Here is a 20,075-nt window from a genome sequence, read left to right as displayed (position 1 = left end):
TGTTTAAGGAACAAAATGCTTTCATTTTTAGGTGATTGGTATAAAGCGCGCTTTAGTGATCCACATGCAATTACATTATTATTTATTTTATTGGGGATCGGGCTATTAATATATTTTGCTGGTGGCTTACTTGCGCCATTGTTTGTAGCACTCATTTTAGCTTTTTTACTTGAATGGCCTGTGGCGCAAATAGCGAAATTTGGTATTAATCGCACAGTCGGCGCCTCACTGATCTTAGTGTTATTTGTCGGCCTTATGGTATTAGTCGCATTTGGGCTTATCCCTAGCTTATGGCGTCAAGGAGTTGCCTTAGCTACGGACTTACCGATAATGATTGATACCGGGATGCAGTCACTTAAGGCATTAACGGTTGATTACCCACAATATGTCAGCATTGAACAAATTGATGCCATGGTAATAGAGCTTAAAAAGTTAGTTGATACCCAGCATTTATTTGATATAGGCAAACAACTTTTAGGTTACTCTGCCTCGCTACTGGTATTGATGGTATACGTGATTCTAGTGCCGTTATTGGTGTTTTTCTTCTTAAAAGATAAAGATCAGTTACTGAAAAGCAGTAAACGTTTTTTTCCTAATAATCGTGATTTAGCTCGTAAAGTTTGGTTTGAAATGGACCAACAAATTTTCAATTACATTCGCGGAAAAGTGATTGAGATTGTCATCATTGGTACTGTGAGCTACGTATTTTTTGCCATTATGGGACTGCGTTACTCAGCATTGTTAGGGGTGCTAACGGGTTTATCCGTATTGATCCCCTATGTTGGCGCGACACTGGTGACATTACCCATAGCGTTAGTGGCCTTTGTGCAGTGGGGCGTAAGCCCTGAATTTGGTTATGTGATGATTGGCTACGGGATAATCCAAGCCCTTGATGGTAATGTGTTGGTGCCAATATTATTTTCTGATGCAGTGGATTTACACCCAGTGATGATTATTGCCGCGGTGTTGGTTTTTGGCGGCTTATGGGGCGTGTGGGGGGTATTCTTTGCAATTCCATTAGCGTCACTGGTAAAAGCGGTGATTAATGCTTGGCCTAACAGTAGTAATCAAAACAACAGTTTAGCTTTAGATAAAGAGACTTCGTCTGTTTCAAAATCCTAAATAGACACTCAAAACCTGTTAAAACTGAGCCAAGCTACTGCTCTAATTCAACTGGCATAGTTTGTATAAATTTAGAGAAAACTACAAAAAGCGAATGACTACTGCATATAAACAGTGTCATTCGCTTTTTTTATTTTTTTCGATCAAGTCAGGCTAATTTACCAGGGCTGAAGCCTATGAGTCATACCTGATGCATCATAAGGTATTTAAGCCGGTAGTTACTTGAATTACTTGAGTTACTTGTCGTTATCACCCTTATCCGTTGGCGCTTGGTCGGTATTAAGATCTTTTACTGATTCGTCTTCTGCAGCTTTATCAGTTTTAGTTTTTGGCTCACCAAACTGCGGCATTTTAAACTTAGCGCTATATTTTAATACCGCTAAATTACTGGCAATAATACCGACGACTAAAATGATAATAAGCCAAACTTCTAAATCGTTCATGATAATCCTTAACTGGTGTTTTGACCATTAAGTTGCTGATTAATCAACAGCTAAGCGTTGTTCACATTTACGGATATCTTCAGGGGTATCAACTTCTGGTGAGTTGAAAGCGCTGATGGCGATTTTTATCTTATGGCCATATTCAAGGGCTCGTAACTGTTCAAGTTTTTCAAGGTTCTCTAAGCGACCGAGGGGCAATTTAGCAAACGCTTTAACAAATTTACTGGTGTAAGCATAAATGCCGATATGCTTGTATACCGCGTAATCCTCACTGTCATTATCACGGCAAAAAGGAATACGAGAACGTGAAAAGTACAGGGCATTAAACTCGTTATCAAAAACCACTTTTACTTGCATAGGGTCATCAATATCTTTGTCTTTATCAATTTTATAACCTAATGTCGCCATTTCGAATTCGCCTGGGTGGCGTTCAAATAAGCTGATCATTTGTTCAATTGAAATAGGGTCAATTAACGGTTGATCCCCTTGTACATTAATCACTAAATCACTGTCGTCCAATCCAAGTATATCAATGGCCTCATTGATGCGATCAGTACCAGAAGCCGCATCAGAGCTGGTCATGACTACTTGACCACCAAAAGACTCAACCGTGTCTTTTATGCGAACATCATCAGTAGCAACGTAGATATTATCTAACCCTTTAGCGAGTGCCGCACGTTCACACACATGCTGTATCATTGGTTTGCCGTTAATGTGTGCCAGTGGTTTACCTGGAAAACGACTTGAGCCATATCTTGCTGGGATTAAAAGAGTAACTTTCATCAATATCCTACTTATCTGAAACGCTAAACAAAGGGGCTACTGAGCCCGAATGTAACTTATGCTTTATTATATACAACCAATTAGCTTAGTCAGCATTTGGTTGTTACCTATTTAGTTTAATCTCTGTAAAGATTATCTGATCTGCAGAGATGGTTCGTTGGCCATATCAACATTTTTACAGCGCATTATTGGCATGCTCACTATTTACCGTGACATCTAAATCTGTAAGTAGTCCGTTATTAATGCCATATATCCAGCCGTGAATGGCAATTTCTTGGCCTCTGTCCCATGCATCTTGAACAATCGTTGTGCTGGTGACATTGGCAACTTGTTCCATAACGTTTAGCTCGCACAAGCGGTCAAAACGTTGTTGTGGGCTAAGTTGTTCTAGGTTTTTGTTGTGTATGCGGTAAATATCACGAATATGACCTAACCAGTTATCAATCAAGCCTAAACGCTCTTTGCTCATAGCCGCTTTTACACCGCCACAGCCATAATGCCCCACAACCATAATATGTTTTACTTTGAGCACTTCCACAGCGTATTGAATGACAGATAAGCAATTAAGGTCGGTATGGATCACCATATTAGCAATATTACGGTGCACAAATACTTCGCCAGGCATCAAGTCGATAATTTGATTTGAAGGTACGCGGCTATCAGAGCAACCGATCCATAAATATTCAGGATTTTGCTGTTGGGCAAGCTGGGCAAAAAATTCAGGATCTTCCTTACTAATGCGTTCAGCCCAGCGGCGATTATTGTCAAAAAGAGGCTTTAATAATTTCATTTATGCTTTATAACCGTTTTTAAGTTTACTCGGACAAACAGGAGTACTGGTTGCACTATAAATTTTTATTATTATATCAGTATATTGCAATGTACTGTTTAATCTATATAAGGTGATGAAAATGCGTAATTATTATAACTTTTAATCAAGTCGTGCAGCTTATTAGCAGTAACATTAGTTGTTTTAGGCTTTATAAAAAAGCGTGTAAAAGCTGGTTGAATTCGTCTGCCTGTTCTTGATTACACATGTGACCAGCGTTACTGATCTGCAGCTGTTTACTGGCGCTAATACAGTCTTGCATTAAATAGGCTTCTAGCGGCGTTCGCAGTTTATTTTGTGAGCCAACGAGGATTAAACATGGCAGGGTGAATTGCTCTGCTAATTCTAAGCTGTCACGTTTATAAAATACTAACGGCGCAAACAAGGCAAGTTGTTCAATGCGTTGAGCTGATAACCCCATTAGCTGTTGGTTAAAGTTAGCCATTAATGTTTGAGAATCATCGGTTGCAGCAAAAAACTGGCTGCTTATCGTATCGGCGAGTGCTTCACTGCACTGTTTAGCTGCGCAAAGCTCATCAATCCATAATTGGTATTTGGCACTATTAACCTGTGGTTCAAAGCCAATAAAACTGTTGGCTAGGACCAATTTTGAAATCGTTTTAGGTTGGGCTAAGACCATTTCTGCTGCAATAGCGCCGCCGCAACCATTACCAATAACCATACACTGATCAATATTTAAATGGGCTAATAAGGATAAGCAATGCTGAGCGACAGTGACCAAAGATGTGGTGCCACTAGGTAGTGCACCTGATTGACCGTGAGCCCATAAATCAACCGCAATACAGCGATGAGATAGGCTAAATAATTCTATTTGCGGCTGCCATTGTTGACAATCACTGAGGAAGCCGTGGATAAACAAGATGACAGGACCTTGGCCTTGATCAATAAAATGTAGCGGTTGTTCATTAATAGCAAAGGTCTGGCTTTGATTAGGCATGAATGGTCTCAATAAAGGTTAACAATATAAAAATAATCTGCGGATACTATGATAAATTCATCAGATCTAGTGTTTGATACTGATTTAACAGGCTTAAAATCACTTCGGCGCATCTGCAATAAAATACACATAGCGGTCAACTAATTCATCGAGTCGATTTATCAGCGCTGATTTTAATGAGATATTAGAATTAGACAACAGTTGTTTGAGGCTTTTGCGATCGTATTGGGCTAAATAAAGGCTAGATTCAGGAAAATAGCTTAAATGCCAAGGTTCTGGACTCACGCCGCTGCGCCCGGCTTGATAAGGTAAATAAAACCCATATTGTTGAGCATGATGTTGCAACCATACTGAAAGGGCGCCGCAAGGGCCATCAATCAAGTATTCGTCACTAATTAATTTTAGTTGTTGCCGATTTATGTTATTGCCATCATAGACATCAATGTCAGTCCCCCAGTGATGGCGTGATGCGCCGGGTAGGGCAGACCAATTTAAAATCGCATCAACAAGTTGATCGTCAGTGAGGTTTTGACAATCCAATACTTGGTTGTTGTGGTCTAAAAGAATCCGTTTCCCTTGGGCTTTCGCGTTCCAAATTGCGGCTTGTTTAGCAAAATTGCGGTGAGCCGAACAAAGCTCAATGGCAATACCATCAAGGACTGCGTGTTGCTGCATTTGGCCAAATGCGTCAGCGGTTTTTTGAGTCAGTAAATGCCCTTGTACAGTGACAAGTTGTGATTCGTCCAGCCCATAAAGGGCTGGATTGCTGATATCAACATTTAGCACAAAAGCTTTTCCAATATAGACTCATAGCATAGGGCTAAGACTTCTAAATCTGAGACTTTCACGCATTCATTGACCTTATGAATGGTCGCATTTACCGGACCTAACTCGATAACCTGTGCGCCTGTTGGTGCAATAAAGCGTCCATCAGAGGTGCCACCTGTTGTTTGAGGATCGGTTTCATAACCAGTGACTTCTAAAATCGCGGCTTTAGTGGCTTCAAGCAAGGGTCCGCCGCCGGTTAGAAAAGGCAGGCCGTTAAACACCCAGTCAATTTCATAATTTAATCCATGGGCATCTAAGATGTTGAGCACGCGTTTAATTAGTTCCTCAGCAGTGACTTCTGTTGAATACCTGAAGTTAAACATCACCTCTAGTTCACCTGGAATGACATTGGACGCACCCGTACCACCATTAATATTGGCTATTTGAAAGCTGGTTGGTGGAAAGAACTCATTGCCATTATCCCAATGCATTTGCGCAAGCTCAGCTAATGCGGGTGAGGCTTTATGGATTGGGTTATCTGCAAGGTGCGGGTAGGCAACATGGCCTTGAATGCCATGAACGGTAAGATTACCGGTTAAGCTGCCTCGACGGCCATTTTTTACAATATCACCTAACTTATGGGTCGATGAAGGCTCGCCAACCAATGACCAGGTGATTTTTTCATTGCGAGCTTCAAGGGTATCAATAACGCGAGTGGTGCCATTGATAAATGGGCCTTCTTCGTCACTGGTGATTAAAAATGCAATAGAGCCTTTATGATCGGGATGCTTAGCCACAAAACGTTCGGTAGCAATAGTCATCGCTGCCAGTGAACCTTTCATATCTGCGGCGCCGCGGCCATGAATATAGTCATCTATAACCGTAGGTTCAAAAGGCGGGGTGTGCCATTTATTTAAATCGCCCGCGGGCACAACATCAGTGTGACCAGCAAAACAAAAAACAGGCGCTTCGGTGCCCCGTCTTGCCCACATATTTGTGGTGTCTTCAAATACCATAGGTTCAATGTTAAACCCAGCAGCTTCAAGGCGCTCAGCCATTAAGGTTTGACAACCTTCATCTAATGGAGTCACAGAAGGGCGTGAGATTAACTCTTTGGTTAATGCTAATACGTCTTGAGTCATTAGTTAAACCACGCTTGATAATCTGCTGCTTTAAAGCCAATAAGGATCTTATTATTTTGAATAAGGACGGGACGCTTAATCAAGGTTGGGTGTTCAACCATCAAGCTGATGGCCTTTTGTTTATCTATGCCGTCTTTTTGGGCATCAGTTAAGGCGCGAAAACTGGTGCTACGTTTATTGAATAATAATTCCCAGTCGGTTAATTCAGTCCACTGAGTAATGGTTTTGGCATCGATACCTTGTTCTCTAAAATCGTGAAAGCTAAAAGGTTGGTTTTCTGCTTCTAACCACTTACGGGCTTTACGTACGGTATCGCAATTCTTTATTCCGAAAATAACACTACTACTCATTTTTGTTTGATTTCCCAGTATGGTGGTGTGATAGTCATTATGTTGCTGCTAACGTTATAATTCAACGGTAAATATTACGTCTTTCCCAGCAATTACTGCGCCTTGGGCTTTATCTAAATATTGCACATCTTCCATGTTAGCGAGCACTACAGGGGTTAACAGGCTTTCAACTTGATCGGTTAGATAGTCTAAATCAAATTCTAAAATGGGTTCGCCAACTTTAACTTGTTGGCCTTCTTCTGCGAGTCGTTTAAAGCCATTACCGCGCAATTCGACCGTGCCGACCCCAAAATGCACAAATAGCTCGAGTCCTTGGTGTGACTCTATACTGAATGCGTGGTTTGTTTCAAAAATTTTACCTATGGTGCCGTCAATCGGCGCTAGGATGAATTTTCCTGTTGGGTTAATTGCAAGACCATCGCCGACAATTTTTTCGGCAAAAACTACATCCGGTACTTTCTCGATATCAACTAGCTCGCCAGAAATTGGCGCGTAGACTTTGATCCCACCAGTTAAGGTCGGTTGCCCTGATATTAATCTGCGTATACGGCTTAAAAATCCCATTACATGCAGCCTCTTTTATTATGATTATTTCGATGTTTAAAATAGTTAACGATAACACATCGCTATCGCTGTTATTAATTTAACAATTCGTTGAGCTGGTTAATATGACTTAAGGTTAATGCTTGCTCAGCTTGTTGAGTAAACTGGGCGTAATTGCCGTTACAAATAGTGGCTTTTACATCCAATAAACTGGCACTGTTAACGCTTAACTCATCAATGCCTAAACCCACCAGTAGGCTAATGAGTTTGGGTTCGCTGGCCAATTCTCCGCATAAGCAGACTTTGGTTTGATGCGCTTTACACTCATCAACCGCCATTTTGATAAATTTGATCATTGCAGGTGATACGGGGGGATAATCCTTAACCAGCTCAGGGTTACCTCGATCTGCAGCAAGGGTGTATTGGGTTAAATCATTACTACCAATACTGATAAAGTCTAACTTAGGCAATAGGTGGGGTAAATTTAATATTGCAGCAGGTGTTTCAACCATGATGCCGATATTAATCTCACCAAAGCCTTTTTCCTCTTCAATTAATTGCTGCTTACACCAGTCTATGATTTCAAATGCTTGCTCTAATTCTTCTATTTGATTGACCATAGGAAATAATAGCCGAACTCGGCCATGATTAGCGGCCCGTAACACTGCTTTAATTTGAGTACTAAATAGCGATTTATGTTGCAAACTGTAGCGGATCCCGCGTACGCCAAGTGCCGGATTGTCTTCATAATCTTGACTTAGGCAGGGGATTTCTTTATCTGCACCAATATCGAAGGTACGTATGGTCAGCACCTTTCCATTTAAGCTGTGCAGCGCATCGCAGTATAAATGTAACTGTTGTTTTTCATCAGGTACACTATCCACTTGCATGAGTAAAAACTCTGTGCGGAATAAACCGATCCCCGCTGCGCCCGCATCTTGTATTTGGCTAACATCATTTAAACTACTGACATTAGCGAGTAAGCACACAGGATGGCCATCTTGGGTGATACTGTCTTGGTCCACATACTGTTTTAGTGCTTGGCGTCGTTGAGTTTCTTGTGCTGATTTAAGCTGAAGCTGCTGGGTAATTGATTCAGTGGGATTAATGTGTAATTCACCACTAATGCCATCTAAAATAAGTGGGCTACCATCATTTATATTGAAATTGTCAAACTGACAACTTAGCAGTGCTGGAATACCGGCCGCCTTGGCTAAAATAGCAGTATGGCTGGTAAGCCCACCTGTTTTGAGCACTATGCCTTTAATTTTATTGAGTGGAATAGTGGCAAATTCTGCAGGGGTGAGGTCTTCAGCCAGCAAAATGGCATTTTCAGTTAACTTTGAAACATCCCACAGCAAGGTACCATTTACGGCAGCCATCAACCTTTTGCCTAAGCAAATAACATCATTACTGCGATTAGCCATGTAAGGGTCATCTAGCTGAGCCAGTTCATCCGCATGTTGAGCAAATACCCGCTCAATGGAAACTTCGGCTGAAAAACGAAAGCGGGTGATATACTTTTTCAGTTCAGCGGCTAAATCATCATCTTGCAGTAACATGATGTCAGCATCTATCAGGCTAAAGTGTTCGCTGTCTACGGCAAGGTGTTGCTGGCAATCAGTTAAATATTGACTTAGGAAGATAATCGCCTTGGTGGCTTTTTCACATTCTTGTGGGATTTGTGCGACAGGCAATAATCTGTAGTCCACCTTTGAGTGGTGCAGATTAATATGAATAGCTTTACCAAATGCTATTCCTGGTGACACTACAATACCTGATACCGCCATATGACTTCCTGTAAATTTTATCCTACTAACTTAAGGTGATGAGTAATTCAGACACTGTCTCAACGGCTTCTTCTGCTTTATCACCTACGGCAAAGACCTTAACTGATTGACCTAAATATAATCCTAAGGTTTGTAATTTAAACAAACTTTTGGCACTGGCCTGTTTACCATTACATTCGACAATGACATCACAGTCAAAGGTTTTTGCCGCTTTTACTAATAAAGCTGCAGGTCGCGTATGAATGCCATGGGGAGCGATAATGGTAACGGTTTTTTCATAATAGATTCTATCGGACATTGAAGTTACGTTCTTAGCATTAATAATACAAATGATAATAACGCAAACCCGCTAGTGTAAGTAGCGGGTTTACGTATTTTTTAGGCTTTAAATTAAAAAAAATTATGTTTTAAACTGACTCAAGGTCTGAGTCACATGTTGGCTGATGTGCTGTAATGACTGCGCGGCTTGGCTATTCGTTTCATTGGATTTAACCGCTACCTCAGTGAGATCTGAAATCGTGGTGATATTACGGCTAATTTCGGCGGTTACATGTGACTGCTCTTCGGTAGCACTGGCAAGTTGCGTGTTCATATCACTGATACTGGCAATCACGGTTAAGATTTCAGTCATGGCTTGTTGCGATTGTATTGCTTTAGTTTGTAATTGCTCAGATTGCAACTGGGTTTCAGTATTACTTTTTATGACATGTTCAACGCCATTGTGGATCTGAGAAATAATTTTATTAATTTCATTGGTAGAGGCTTGGGTACGGGTGGCAAGGGCGCGAACTTCATCGGCAACTACAGCAAAACCGCGACCATTTTCACCGGCCCGCGCAGCTTCAATTGCAGCGTTTAATGCTAATAAATTGGTTTGATCTGCAATGGCGCCAATGGTGTCTAAAATGCTGCTGATTTCAACTGAAGATTTACCTAAATCATGAGTAACGCTTTCAGCATTTTTAAGTTCAGTCACCAGTATTTGGGTTTCATGCACTGTTTGCTGCATAAACTGCTGAGACTGCTGCGCTTGTTGTTTAACGTTGTTGGCACCATCTGCAGCTTGATAGGTGTTTTGTGCCATGTCATTAGTGGTGGCTAACATTTGGTTAACAGCAGTGGCGACACTTTGGGTTTCGCGGTGTATTAGCTCCGCGCTTTGGTTGGATTCTTCCACGGCCACCAATAGCTGCTGCGCATCGGTATCAAGTTCAGTACCTAGTGGTTTTAAGTTGGCCACCATAGTTGAAATTTTTTCGACAAATGCATTAAAGGCATCAGCCATTTTCGCCACTTCGTCATTACCACTGTTGTTTAAGCGCTTAGATAAATCACCTTCACCTTTTGCGATATCTTCCATAGCAGCAATGGCTGCATTAATAGGTGAAGTGATTGATACATTAAGCAGTAAAAAAAAGCCAAAAATTGGGATGGAGATTATCAACATAATAATCAAATAATTAATAATCACACTGCCCATACTCTCATTAACATCGGCGGCGCTTGCTTGAGCGATAATGGTCCAGCCCCATTGAGGATAAAAATGCGCTTCAGCCAAAATTGTTGTAACTTTACTCGAATATCCTTCACTGCCTTGATAATCCAAATGGGCAGTTGTGTTGGTTTTAGCTTCAGTGTTTAACTCAACAAAGGGCAGGCTGCCATCAGCTGCAATAAATGACTCTGCGCTGCGGCCCAAATTTGACTCGTTAGCTGGAAAACTGATTACGCTGCCTTCTTGGTTGAATACAATATAGGCATCATCTGTCAGGTAGCGGATATCATTGATAATTGAGAGTGCTTGCTCGGCTAATCTTTGATGATCATTAGTGTCATTATCAACTGTTAGCTTGTTAGCGCTCAGTGCATCAAGCATCGATACCGCCGTGGAAACTTGTGCATCAAGTTGTAGATGTTTTTGCTTTAATAAATTGTTGTACTGCTCATTAATCGAGAAGCTGGCAAAAATGACAGTACCAACAGCTGCTAGGCCTAGCATTATAAAAAGGCGTTTTAAAATTGTTAATTGCCCTAAAAAGGAAATCATTTTTGACCTTATGTATTTAGGTAAATATTTATGAGTAAAATATTTATGAGTAAAATATTGTCATAAATTGTTATATAAATAACAATTTATGTGGTTTTTTGTGAGCTAATAACGGTTTCGTACAAAATGATACATTTTTAGGTGGGGAAAGGTTTAATTATATTGATCTAAACCATTAAAAATATTTGCTTATATTGAGCATTTGTTGGTGCGGGTATTTATTTTTGCTAATAAAATGTTTTAGCTTTGATTTGTTCAGTGATAAGCCTAAAATGAAGCAATTTTAAAACAAGGCAAACATTGTTATGAATTCTCTGCAAGTCGTTACTACTGATGATATTTTACTCAAGTTATGTCACTCAGTAACCCATGTCCTCTCAAGCACCAGCGACAGTCAAGTGACTCATGCCGGTATGGTGCAAAACATCACTCGCACCTGTTTAAAACCTGATCTTGGCTGTTTTTCTATATTTGATGGTGGTTTTTCTGGCTTAGTGGTGATCAATTTTACCAAAGAAGCGGCTATAGAAATTTACCGTCGCTACATGCTTAACATGGGCATGCCTGAATCTGAACTAGCCATTTCACATACATCTGATGATGTTGCCAATGTGATGGGCGAATTAATGAATCAAATTTTGGGTAATTTCATTAAAACCATTTCTAAGGAATTACAAACCTCTATCAGTCAAAGCCAGCCTAAAATGTTGACTATCAATAAAGAGCTGACTATATCAATCGATACCAATTTAGATGAGGCCGTATCTCGAAGAGTTACCTTTAGAACGGCAGATAATCATATCTTTTATCTTGAATTTGCCATGGATAAAACGGAGTTTATTAAACTTAAAGAGTTTGCCATGGATGAAGATATAGACCCTGATGCTTTAATTGAAAGCCATGGCAATCGTGTTAACAAGCAGGCAGATTATTTGGCAGCAACAAGTGCTGCAGTTGCTGTTACAAATGAAGCTGATGATCTGTTAAGTGAATTAGGTTTATAAAAGTAATTAAACGGTGATTGTTAATGTCATTTTAGGTATAAACAATAACAGAGTACCTAAAAAACTATAATAAAGGCGTGATGCGAATATGACATCTAAAGCTACTTCAATTGATATTGCTTACAAAGCAGGTGTATCTCAATCGACTGTTTCTCGTGCGCTGAGAAATAGTCCCTTAGTCAATCTTGAAACAAGGCAACGTATTCAAGCTATTGCGAAAGAACTTAACTATAAAGTGGATAAAAACGCCAGTAATTTACGTACTCAAAATAGTTACACGCTGGCATTATTGATTTGTGAAGATCCCACTAACGATGAATCGTTAATCAATCCATTTTTCTTATCGATGCTAGGCTCTATAACCCGTGCTACGGCGCAGCAAGGTTATGATTTGCTGGTATCTTTTCAGCAGCTTTCTACCGACTGGCATGCCGATTATGAAGACAGTAATAAAGCCGATGGCATTATTTTATTAGGTTATGGCGATTATGTGGATTATGGGCACAAACTACAAAAGCTGCTGGAGCAAAATACCCATTTTGTCATTTGGGGCGCAGAGCCTAACCACAAAGAAGTGTTATCAATTGGCTGTGACAACCAGCAAGGTGGGGTGATAGCCACAGAGCATATTATCTCGTTAAATAAACAAAACATTGCCTTTTTGGGTGATGCATCTGAGCATAGCCCAGAATTTAGAGACCGTTATCTAGGCCATGTTGATGCATTAAAAAAAGTAGGCATTAAAGCCAATAAAAATATTCAGTTTGATGCCATTAGCACTGAAAGCTCAGGTTTTGATGCGGCCATTAATTTATTGGATAGTGGCCATCCATTTGACGCTATTTTTGCCGCCAGTGATTTAATTGCAATTGGTGCGATACGCGCTTTAAAGCAACGGTGTGTGAGGGTACCTGAAGATATTGTTGTGGTTGGCTATGATGATATACCAGTGGCGAGTTTTGCTAATCCGGCGCTGACGACGGTTAGGCAAAATACTAAATTAGCCGGCGAGATCCTGGTAGAAAGTCTGCTAAAACTCATTCGAGGGAAAGAAGTGGCGCCGCAACTTATTCCGACTAATTTAGTGGTGCGTCAATCATGTGGTACTGCAGAGCAAGATCAAAGCTAATCAGATAAATACTGACGGATTCACACTTGACCAGCTATTATTTCATAGCTGGTTTGAAATTATTATGGATAATAATGTGACATTTAAAGGTGTATTTTTGCTGGTCATTGAGACTCGACACTACTGGCGCCAGTTATTTTACTGGCCATTAAGCTGGTTATTGCTCATCCTCTTACTCATCGAACTGCTACTATTTCCACTATCAATTAAAGCCCAAGACCTTGAACCGAGAAGTTACACCAATATTCCTATTGGCATGCACTTTGTTGCCCTTGGATATTTACACTCTGAAGGGGCATTATCGCCATCTCCTTCAGTTCCTCTCAAAGATGCCCAGCTCACACTTGATGCCGCGGTAGTGGGTTATGCCACAAGCTTTGCTATTGCGGGCCGTTCATCAAAACTAGACGTTTCTGCTTCACGAGTTTGTATGAAAGGCAGTGCAAATTACTTGGGCGAATTTGTAGAAGCTGATCGTTGTGGTTATAGTGATCCTAATGTACGGCTAACATGGAACTTTTACGGCGCTCCAGCCGTTGAAAAAAAAGACTTTGGGCAATATCGTGAAGGACTCGTAATGGGGACAAGCTTACAGCTGAGCATTCCTGTTGGTTCTTATGATGAAACCAAACTGATTAATGCTGGTGCCAACCAATGGGTATTTAGACCGGGCATTGGTATTTCTTATAAAGTAGGCGATTGGTATTACAGTGCCATGGGCTCTGTTCGTTTTTATAGCGATAATGATGAGTTTTATAATCAGGTTTTACTTTCAAAAGACCCCCAATATACGTTGCAAGGTCATATTATTTACAGTATTGCTCGTGGCCAATGGTTGTCGTTAAGCGGCAATTATTTTGTTGGTGGTGAAACGGATAAAAATGGTATTGATGCGAATGATAGTCAGGATAATTCGCGTTTTGGATTGACTTACTCATTGGCTTTAAATCAACAACACAGTATTAAAGTGTATGCCAGTACCGGTGTTATTACCCGTATAGGCAATGATTTTGATACCTTTGGACTTGTTTGGCAATATGCTTTTAACTGATTAGTAGAAACGACAAGGAAGCCATTATGGCGGGTGCAAGCTTATTAGTTTTACTCGATGACATTGCAACAATATTAGATGATGTCGCCGCGATGAGTAAAGTCGCGGCAAGAAAAACCGCAGGGGTATTGGGTGATGATTTAGCGCTTAATGCGCAACAAGTGTCTGGTGTTGCATCAGAGCGTGAGTTACCGGTGGTATGGGCGGTAGCCAAAGGCTCTTTTAGAAACAAATTAATTCTAGTCCCGGCCGCTTTACTCATCAGCGCTTTTATTCCTTGGGCAATAACCCCTTTACTGATGTTTGGCGGCATCTTTTTATGCTATGAAGGCTTTGAAAAGGTGCATCATAGTTATGTACATCGTAAAGATAAAAAAGTGTCCGTGGCAGATGAACAAATTGTTGAAAAATCAAAACAAGATTTGGCCGCATTTGAACAGAAGAAGGTTCAAGGTGCTATTAGAACTGACTTTGTCCTTTCTGCTGAAATTATAGCGATAAGCCTTGGTGTTGTTTCTCAAAGTAGTTTAATGAGTCAGTTTTTAACCTTAAGTGTAATAGCAATAATTATGACTGTAGGGGTGTATGGCTTAGTGGCTGGCATAGTAAAAATTGATGATCTAGGCCTTTACCTTACCCAAAGAAAAGGTGAGGGCACATTAGTAAAAATATGGCACAAAATCGGTTTTTGGCTACTTGCAGCAGCGCCATATCTAATGAAGGGCTTAACCATTATTGGCACCATTGCGATGTTTATGGTGGGTGGCGGCATTTTAACCCATGGGATTCATATCGTAAGTGAACAAATTAGCCATATCGCTGTATTGGCGGGAGAGTTAGCTTATGTTGGCGTGATACTACAAACTATTACGCCAAGCTTGTTAAACGCATTATTTGGACTCATTGCTGGTGGTGTCACTTTGCTGTTAATAAATGCAGGCTTAAAATTAAAACAGCAATTGAGTTAGTTTCAGGAGTCTGATTTTTGTTTGGGCAAATAAAAAAGCATATTGAAATTCAATATGCTTTTTTTTACTAACTTAGCTTTGTAATCATACTCGTTGTTCGATATTAGGCGTCAGTGTTAACCGCTTTAGGATTGGCGCCATAATCATTGTCTTCCTTACTATCTAAGCAGAAGAAAACAATAAGAGCGATAATACCAACTAGTGGAATTAAACCAATTAATAACCACCAACCAGTTCGATCTGTATCATGAAGACGTCTTACAGAAACAGCAATTCCTGGTATTAAAACAGCGATAGAATATAGTGAATATATAAAAACCGTGCCTAGAGCTTGATCCGCTAACATCAACACGATGCAGAAAATTAAATTAATTAGACCAAACATCCAATACTCTTTGCGTCTTGCTCGTCCTGAAAAATCAAAATATTGTTTTAAAACCTTAATATACCAATCCATGGGTTGTTCCTTAACGTTGTTTGTTTATTGTTTGGTTTGCAACAATTTGTTGCGAGAATAGTATTAACTACTTTAGTCAGACATACCAACAATTAAGCACGTTTTTTGGCCTAAGTGCATAAAAAAGCCGCAAATTTTATTTGCGGCTTTTGAATGTATGTAAACCTTTGCGGTTATTTAGCCAGTTTGTCAGCCACGATAGGGTAATAGTCCCATACGGCTTTATCTGTCATAGAGCGAACCAGTTTCACGTATTCTGCGTGTGTCCATGCAAGTGGTGTCGCTGAGTTGGTGCCATCGCCCATGGCGTAGTTATGACGCGTCGGGTTACCCACACCGTCCCAAGCTTGTTCTGGTAACATCATGCCTTCATTGGCAAAGGTTTCCATGCCTTGAACATAGGTGTTTATAAGCGCTTGATGGCTTTCAGTTGTCAGAGTGTCATTGGCTTTAGCTAACGCCAGTTCATAATGACCACGCTCACCGGTAAAGAAAGGCCATACGCGGCCACGTTGGTCTTCAGTATTCCCTTTTTCAGCATAACTTAAACCGCTAGTGATATCTTCGCCATAACCATCGTTACCATAGCGTCTAAAGCCAGGAATTAAACTGCCATCTTTGGCTTTAAATTCGTACTTAACTCTTAGGTTGTGCTCAAGGCTTGTGTTATCAATTAGCATAACGCTGTTTTGAATCACACTGTCATTAGCGACTTTCACGCCGTAACGTACTAGCTCTAAGAAACCGCCATCAAGAATGACTCTTTGATCAAGACCGGGTTTGCCATTGTTATCTAATAACTTGTCGGCATTGTTTGGGTTACCATTTGGGCTGATTCGAACATAATAAGGTTTATTGTCCTGAGTAAGCTCACCCGTTGTCGTCACCATGGTTGATTCAAGACTGGCTTCTAGCTTACGCGCCAGTTGTAGGTATTTATCAGCATCTTCATCTTTGGCCAGCTTAGCTAAATCACTGGCGGCTACCAGCCCAGCAATAACCGCAGCAGTGGTAGAAGGTGAGAAGCCCGCTTGTTCTTCCCAGCGTTCTTGTTGGGTGCTAGGAGGCGTAATACTGGTGTCATTCCAATCTAGTTTTACATTGCCGCCAGTGACCAAGAATTCTGCCGCAGGTTTAAGCATGTCGCTATACCATTGACTGATTTCTGCATCAGTTAATACGCCCGTTTGCCATAATTTCCAACCAAGCATAATTGGCATTGCCGTTTGATCAAGCTGGACGCCAACCCATTCAATTTCACCATCGACGTGGGTTTTTTGTAAAAACCAGCCAGGTGTACCGACATATTCAGGTGTTTGTTGGCTGACTTGTACTTTCTTTAAATACTCAAAAGCAACTTTTGGGGTTTGTGTGTCACCCATGGCTAAAAATGCCATGGCGCACTGATAAAAATCACGCGGCCATACCGCTTTATAACCGGTGCTACCCACCTTTGCAGAAACACTGTCTCCCCAAGGGTTAGACAGTGAAGCGATTAATGCGCCTGCGTGGGTTTTATCTTCTTGAGCTTTTAACACAAGAGCACTGGTATAAAGCAATTGACCGTTATCAGTGGTATTAACACTCATGTCGTTTAATACCGGTAACGAACTTAAATAGTCTTTCCAGCCGACATGTTTGTCATCGCCAAGATAAGCACTTAATACCTTGTCATAGCCGCTAGTCAATGTGGCATCGACATTGGCTAAACTGCTTTGCTTATCATGACCAAAGCCGATAGCAATATTCATTTCTAGGGTATTGTTATCTGCTGATTTGCTTAAGGTTGGATATTGAGCAGTAAGCGAAACATTGCCAATAACACTGTTATCACTGCTGGTGGTGTTATAGAGGTTATTGAGCTGACCGTTGTCTTTTAGATCAACTAATCCATCAGATTTACCGACAAAACCGGCACTGGCTTGAGTAAATTCTACATCAGATTTGATGGTCATTACTGATGAGTCAGCATTATTGGTGTATGCCACTAACGCGCCATTTTCAATACTGGCGATATCATTGGCGCCACTATTATCTACATGTGGATTGGCATATAAGTGTGGGGTAATACCATCAGCAAAAGCGGTAAAGATAACTTTCATCATCATGCTGTCACGGTTTGGATCGGTAAAGATATGCTTTTCAATTTGGTACTGACCATTTTTAGCTTTATTGATCACTTTATAGGCTAATGATAATGGGCGGCCTTGTTCATCTTGATGTAAATATTCGATGCTACTGATGGTGTCTTGTTTTTCAGTATCAACAAAGCCATCACCAGTAATGATGAACTGCATTTCTTTTAACTGCGCATTGTGGATCAAGCCATACATGGTTTCTGTTAGCACACCTTGGGCTATGGAAAACCAGACTTTACTCACTGGGTTGTCTGCTGTGCTTTGGTATTGACCGTTTACATAAGGCTCATAAGAGGTGCCAATACCAGTCTTACCAGAAAATGCCCAGGTTGGATCGATACCCGGAGCGCCGGGGGCGACTTGCTTAATGGTGGTGATCTCAGCCGCTGTTTCAATGGTTTGTTCTGGTGCTACTTCAGCGTCAGAGCAGGCTGATAATGCCAGTAATGAACCCGTTACAACAGCAGTATTGATCGCCTTAGCGACAAATGACTTTTTAAAACAAATTGTTTGTGAGTTATTAATATTTAACATTGCGTTCATGAATAACGTTCCCCAAATATTTTTAAATAATTTTTATAACTTAATGAGTTTTTGATTTTCTGTTTAAGCTTGTGAGCTGGGTAGATCGACAAATAACACCGCAATACCGGCAATAATCATAAATACCCCACCAGTAATTAGCGCAAAAATGGGTTCACCATCGAATAAGCCATTTAAAATAACACCTAAAACACTTGCTGCAAGTAACTGTGGAATAACAATAAAGAAGTTAAAAATACCCATAAATACACCCATCTTTTTAGGCGGTAATATGCCTGATAGCATGGCATAAGGTACGGATAAGATAGAGGCCCAAGCGATGCCGACACCAATCATTGGGATCCATAACATTTGTGGGTCTTTAATAAAGTAAAAGCTAATCAGCCCTAGTCCACCGAGTGTTAAGTTGATGGTGTGAGTAAATTTAATCCCTACGGCTTTAGCTAAAAAAGGAATCATCACAGCAGCAAGGGCGGCAAAGCCATTGTATGAAGCGAATAACATCCCGACCCAGTCAGCGCCGTCGTTATAAGCTTGTGAAACAACATCAGAGCTGCCGTAATGATAAGAGGTCACCGCTGAGGTGGTATAAATCCACATGGCGAAGAGTGCAAACCATGAGAAAAATTGTACTATAGCCAGTTGATGCATGGCTTTAGGCATATGAAATAAGTCATCAACGACGTTAAATACCATACCTAAAGAGTCACGTTTTTTACCCTTGACCCCAGCAAGTACCTTAGCGCAATAAAGCTGTAATGGGCCAAAAGCAAAGATGCCAATACTAAGAATAAATAACTGTTTGTCCCAACCGAGTCCATAAACTAACCCAGTAAATATCGCACCAATAGTCATCCAAACCAGTGCTGCTGTTTTATATTGCGTAGCGGTGCGGCTGCGAGTTTCATCAATACGGTCTTCTTGCTTAGCGGTTTGTTCATGTGCATGGAAGGCACTGATTTCTTCTGGCGAATATTCTTTAGAGCTAACAATCGTCCAGCCGACAGCTAAGAATAATACTGCGCCACCAAAGTAGAAGGCATAACGAACTGAGTCGGCAATCTCCCCAGCAGGTGCTGTGTTTGCAACATCAAAGTAATTGGTAAGAATATAAGGCAGTGCAGAGGCAACAACCGCGCCAATGCCGATGAAGAAGCTTTGCATCGCATAGCCTTTAGTGCGTTGACTCTTAGGTAAGTTATCGCCGACAAAAGCACGAAATGGCTCCATAGCGATGTTGATTGATGCATCCATAATCCACAACATACCGGCAGCAATCCACAGAGTAGGAGAGTGCGGCATGACAAATAACGCCAGCGTGGTACAAATTGCGCCAATTAAAAAATACGGGCGACGACGGCCAAGCCCGTTCCAGGTGTTGTCACTTAAATAACCGATAATTGGTTGGACTATGAGTCCAGTCAGCGGAGCAGCTATCCAAAGAATAGGAATTTCGTCAATTTCAGCACCTAGCGTTTGGAAAATACGGCTGACATTGGCATTTTGCAGTGCAAAACCGAATTGGATCCCCAAAAAACCAAAGCACATATTAAAGATTTGCCAAAAGTTGAGTTCTGGCTGCTGACGCTGCTGAGTATTTGTCGATGTTTGACTAATCGTATCGGTAGACATGTATCTTCCTTTTTATAGGTCGTTCAACTTCATGGCTGAACTCTTATTATCACGTTTGCTAATGTACTAGGTAAAAAAATGGCGAATACACATCTCCCTAAGACGGGTATTCGCCAAAGACCTGGTTTGCACTTCAAAAAGGCTGAAGTAAAAAAAGGCACTTAAAACCTGACACAATCCGATGAAGGTGATGCGCCAGTAACGACCTAGCCCATTTCATCCACACAAGCAGAGGAGAAATTTAGCAGGTTTCATATTAGCCTTGTGTCGGATTTAGGCACAACCAATTACATACGTATTCATCATTTATGCACAACGAAAGCTGATCATATTTGTAACAGGAAGGGGGTAAATAGCGCATTAACCGATATTTGGTAG

General features: G+C 40.9%; 19 protein-coding genes. 5 read left to right on the top strand and 14 right to left on the bottom strand.

Annotation, left to right across the window (positions count from 1 at the left end; genetic code table 11):
• Positions 1-15 precede the first annotated feature (15 nt).
• On the top strand, positions 16-1,122 hold the full coding sequence (locus BCU57_RS08140; RefSeq protein WP_102437323.1) for an AI-2E family transporter: 1,107 nt from the start codon (positions 16-18) through the stop codon (positions 1,120-1,122).
• A gap of 236 nt (positions 1,123-1,358) precedes the next feature.
• On the opposite strand, the gene BCU57_RS08135 is transcribed toward BCU57_RS08140, so the two are convergent.
• The 11 genes from BCU57_RS08135 to BCU57_RS08085 form a co-directional block, all read right to left on the bottom strand.
• Positions 1,359-1,565: a DUF2897 family protein gene (locus BCU57_RS08135; protein WP_102437325.1), complete on the bottom strand. Its 207-nt coding sequence runs from the start codon at positions 1,563-1,565 to the stop codon at positions 1,359-1,361.
• A gap of 39 nt (positions 1,566-1,604) precedes the next feature.
• Complete coding sequence (kdsB, locus tag BCU57_RS08130; RefSeq protein WP_102437327.1) at positions 1,605-2,348, bottom strand: 3-deoxy-manno-octulosonate cytidylyltransferase; 744 nt, start codon at positions 2,346-2,348, stop codon at positions 1,605-1,607.
• Positions 2,349-2,523: 175 nt separating this feature from the next.
• Positions 2,524-3,138 (bottom strand): carbonate dehydratase, encoded by a 615-nt coding sequence (gene can, locus BCU57_RS08125; RefSeq protein ID WP_102437329.1) that lies wholly within the window; start codon positions 3,136-3,138, stop codon positions 2,524-2,526.
• Between the two features lie 190 nt (positions 3,139-3,328).
• Positions 3,329-4,135, bottom strand: coding sequence for an alpha/beta fold hydrolase (locus BCU57_RS08120; RefSeq protein ID WP_102437331.1), 807 nt, complete (start codon positions 4,133-4,135; stop codon positions 3,329-3,331).
• 99 nt (positions 4,136-4,234) lie between these two features.
• Entirely contained in the window at positions 4,235-4,921 is a 687-nt protein-coding gene (locus BCU57_RS08115; RefSeq protein ID WP_241903484.1) for a M15 family metallopeptidase, read from the bottom strand.
• The gene (gene dapE, locus BCU57_RS08110) at positions 4,915-6,045 is read right to left on the bottom strand and encodes a succinyl-diaminopimelate desuccinylase (protein WP_102437333.1); all 1,131 of its coding nucleotides are present in this window, start codon (positions 6,043-6,045) and stop codon (positions 4,915-4,917) included. The genes BCU57_RS08115 and dapE overlap by 7 nt, the downstream gene beginning before the upstream one ends.
• Positions 6,045-6,395, bottom strand: coding sequence for an arsenate reductase (locus tag BCU57_RS08105; protein WP_102437335.1), 351 nt, complete (start codon positions 6,393-6,395; stop codon positions 6,045-6,047). The genes dapE and BCU57_RS08105 overlap by 1 nt, the downstream gene beginning before the upstream one ends.
• A gap of 54 nt (positions 6,396-6,449) precedes the next feature.
• Positions 6,450-6,959 carry a PTS glucose transporter subunit IIA gene (crr, locus tag BCU57_RS08100; RefSeq protein WP_102437337.1) on the bottom strand — a complete coding sequence of 170 codons (510 nt, stop codon included), beginning with the start codon at positions 6,957-6,959 and terminating at the stop codon, positions 6,450-6,452.
• 74 nt (positions 6,960-7,033) lie between these two features.
• Entirely contained in the window at positions 7,034-8,728 is a 1,695-nt protein-coding gene (ptsP, locus tag BCU57_RS08095; protein WP_102437339.1) for a phosphoenolpyruvate--protein phosphotransferase, read from the bottom strand.
• Between the two features lie 25 nt (positions 8,729-8,753).
• Positions 8,754-9,026, bottom strand: coding sequence for an HPr family phosphocarrier protein (locus BCU57_RS08090; protein WP_102437341.1), 273 nt, complete (start codon positions 9,024-9,026; stop codon positions 8,754-8,756).
• 102 nt (positions 9,027-9,128) lie between these two features.
• The gene (locus BCU57_RS08085; RefSeq protein WP_102437343.1) at positions 9,129-10,775 is read right to left on the bottom strand and encodes a methyl-accepting chemotaxis protein; all 1,647 of its coding nucleotides are present in this window, start codon (positions 10,773-10,775) and stop codon (positions 9,129-9,131) included.
• A gap of 305 nt (positions 10,776-11,080) precedes the next feature.
• On the opposite strand from BCU57_RS08085, the gene BCU57_RS08080 reads away from it, so the two are divergent.
• The 4 genes from BCU57_RS08080 (at position 11,081) to BCU57_RS08065 (ending at position 14,927) form a co-directional block, all read left to right on the top strand.
• The gene (locus tag BCU57_RS08080) at positions 11,081-11,779 is read left to right on the top strand and encodes a DUF3334 family protein (protein ID WP_102437345.1); all 699 of its coding nucleotides are present in this window, start codon (positions 11,081-11,083) and stop codon (positions 11,777-11,779) included.
• Positions 11,780-11,867: 88 nt separating this feature from the next.
• Complete coding sequence (locus BCU57_RS08075; protein WP_102437347.1) at positions 11,868-12,908, top strand: LacI family DNA-binding transcriptional regulator; 1,041 nt, start codon at positions 11,868-11,870, stop codon at positions 12,906-12,908.
• Positions 12,909-12,984: 76 nt separating this feature from the next.
• The gene (locus BCU57_RS08070; RefSeq protein WP_241903485.1) at positions 12,985-13,959 is read left to right on the top strand and encodes a transporter; all 975 of its coding nucleotides are present in this window, start codon (positions 12,985-12,987) and stop codon (positions 13,957-13,959) included.
• Positions 13,960-13,985: 26 nt separating this feature from the next.
• Entirely contained in the window at positions 13,986-14,927 is a 942-nt protein-coding gene (locus tag BCU57_RS08065; protein ID WP_102437348.1) for a DUF808 domain-containing protein, read from the top strand.
• 103 nt (positions 14,928-15,030) lie between these two features.
• Here BCU57_RS08065 and BCU57_RS08060 read toward each other — a convergent pair whose 3' ends face one another.
• The 3 genes from BCU57_RS08060 to BCU57_RS08050 all read right to left on the bottom strand — a co-directional run bounded on the left by BCU57_RS08060 (position 15,031) and on the right by BCU57_RS08050 (position 19,697).
• Positions 15,031-15,384, bottom strand: coding sequence for a DUF805 domain-containing protein (locus BCU57_RS08060; protein WP_102437350.1), 354 nt, complete (start codon positions 15,382-15,384; stop codon positions 15,031-15,033).
• Positions 15,385-15,557: 173 nt separating this feature from the next.
• Complete coding sequence (locus BCU57_RS08055; protein ID WP_102437352.1) at positions 15,558-18,065, bottom strand: glycoside hydrolase family 15 protein; 2,508 nt, start codon at positions 18,063-18,065, stop codon at positions 15,558-15,560.
• A 63-nt stretch (positions 18,066-18,128) separates the two neighbouring features.
• Positions 18,129-19,697, bottom strand: coding sequence for an MFS transporter (locus BCU57_RS08050; protein ID WP_102437354.1), 1,569 nt, complete (start codon positions 19,695-19,697; stop codon positions 18,129-18,131).
• Between the last annotated feature and the right edge of the window lie 378 nt (positions 19,698-20,075).

It is taken from the genome of Shewanella sp. 10N.286.48.B5 (assembly GCF_002874355.2).
In the GTDB taxonomy this organism is placed as follows: domain Bacteria; phylum Pseudomonadota; class Gammaproteobacteria; order Enterobacterales; family Shewanellaceae; genus Shewanella.
This window is presented reverse-complemented; position numbering and strand designations above follow the sequence as displayed.

Excerpts from the sequence above, each read along its gene's own strand:
- BCU57_RS08140 (WP_102437323.1), top strand. The coding sequence starts at position 16 with ATGCTTTCATTTTTAGGTGATTGGTATAAAGCGCGCTTTAGTGATCCA.
- BCU57_RS08135 (WP_102437325.1), bottom strand. The coding sequence starts at position 1,565 with ATGAACGATTTAGAAGTTTGGCTTATTATCATTTTAGTCGTCGGTATT.
- kdsB (WP_102437327.1), bottom strand. The coding sequence starts at position 2,348 with ATGAAAGTTACTCTTTTAATCCCAGCAAGATATGGCTCAAGTCGTTTT.
- can (WP_102437329.1), bottom strand. The coding sequence starts at position 3,138 with ATGAAATTATTAAAGCCTCTTTTTGACAATAATCGCCGCTGGGCTGAA.
- BCU57_RS08120 (WP_102437331.1), bottom strand. The coding sequence starts at position 4,135 with ATGCCTAATCAAAGCCAGACCTTTGCTATTAATGAACAACCGCTACAT.
- dapE (WP_102437333.1), bottom strand. The coding sequence starts at position 6,045 with ATGACTCAAGACGTATTAGCATTAACCAAAGAGTTAATCTCACGCCCT.
- BCU57_RS08105 (WP_102437335.1), bottom strand. The coding sequence starts at position 6,395 with ATGAGTAGTAGTGTTATTTTCGGAATAAAGAATTGCGATACCGTACGT.
- crr (WP_102437337.1), bottom strand. The coding sequence starts at position 6,959 with ATGGGATTTTTAAGCCGTATACGCAGATTAATATCAGGGCAACCGACC.
- ptsP (WP_102437339.1), bottom strand. The coding sequence starts at position 8,728 with ATGGCGGTATCAGGTATTGTAGTGTCACCAGGAATAGCATTTGGTAAA.
- BCU57_RS08090 (WP_102437341.1), bottom strand. The coding sequence starts at position 9,026 with ATGTCCGATAGAATCTATTATGAAAAAACCGTTACCATTATCGCTCCC.
- BCU57_RS08085 (WP_102437343.1), bottom strand. The coding sequence starts at position 10,775 with ATGATTTCCTTTTTAGGGCAATTAACAATTTTAAAACGCCTTTTTATA.
- BCU57_RS08080 (WP_102437345.1), top strand. The coding sequence starts at position 11,081 with ATGAATTCTCTGCAAGTCGTTACTACTGATGATATTTTACTCAAGTTA.
- BCU57_RS08075 (WP_102437347.1), top strand. The coding sequence starts at position 11,868 with ATGACATCTAAAGCTACTTCAATTGATATTGCTTACAAAGCAGGTGTA.
- BCU57_RS08065 (WP_102437348.1), top strand. The coding sequence starts at position 13,986 with ATGGCGGGTGCAAGCTTATTAGTTTTACTCGATGACATTGCAACAATA.
- BCU57_RS08060 (WP_102437350.1), bottom strand. The coding sequence starts at position 15,384 with ATGGATTGGTATATTAAGGTTTTAAAACAATATTTTGATTTTTCAGGA.
- BCU57_RS08055 (WP_102437352.1), bottom strand. The coding sequence starts at position 18,065 with ATGAACGCAATGTTAAATATTAATAACTCACAAACAATTTGTTTTAAA.
- BCU57_RS08050 (WP_102437354.1), bottom strand. The coding sequence starts at position 19,697 with ATGTCTACCGATACGATTAGTCAAACATCGACAAATACTCAGCAGCGT.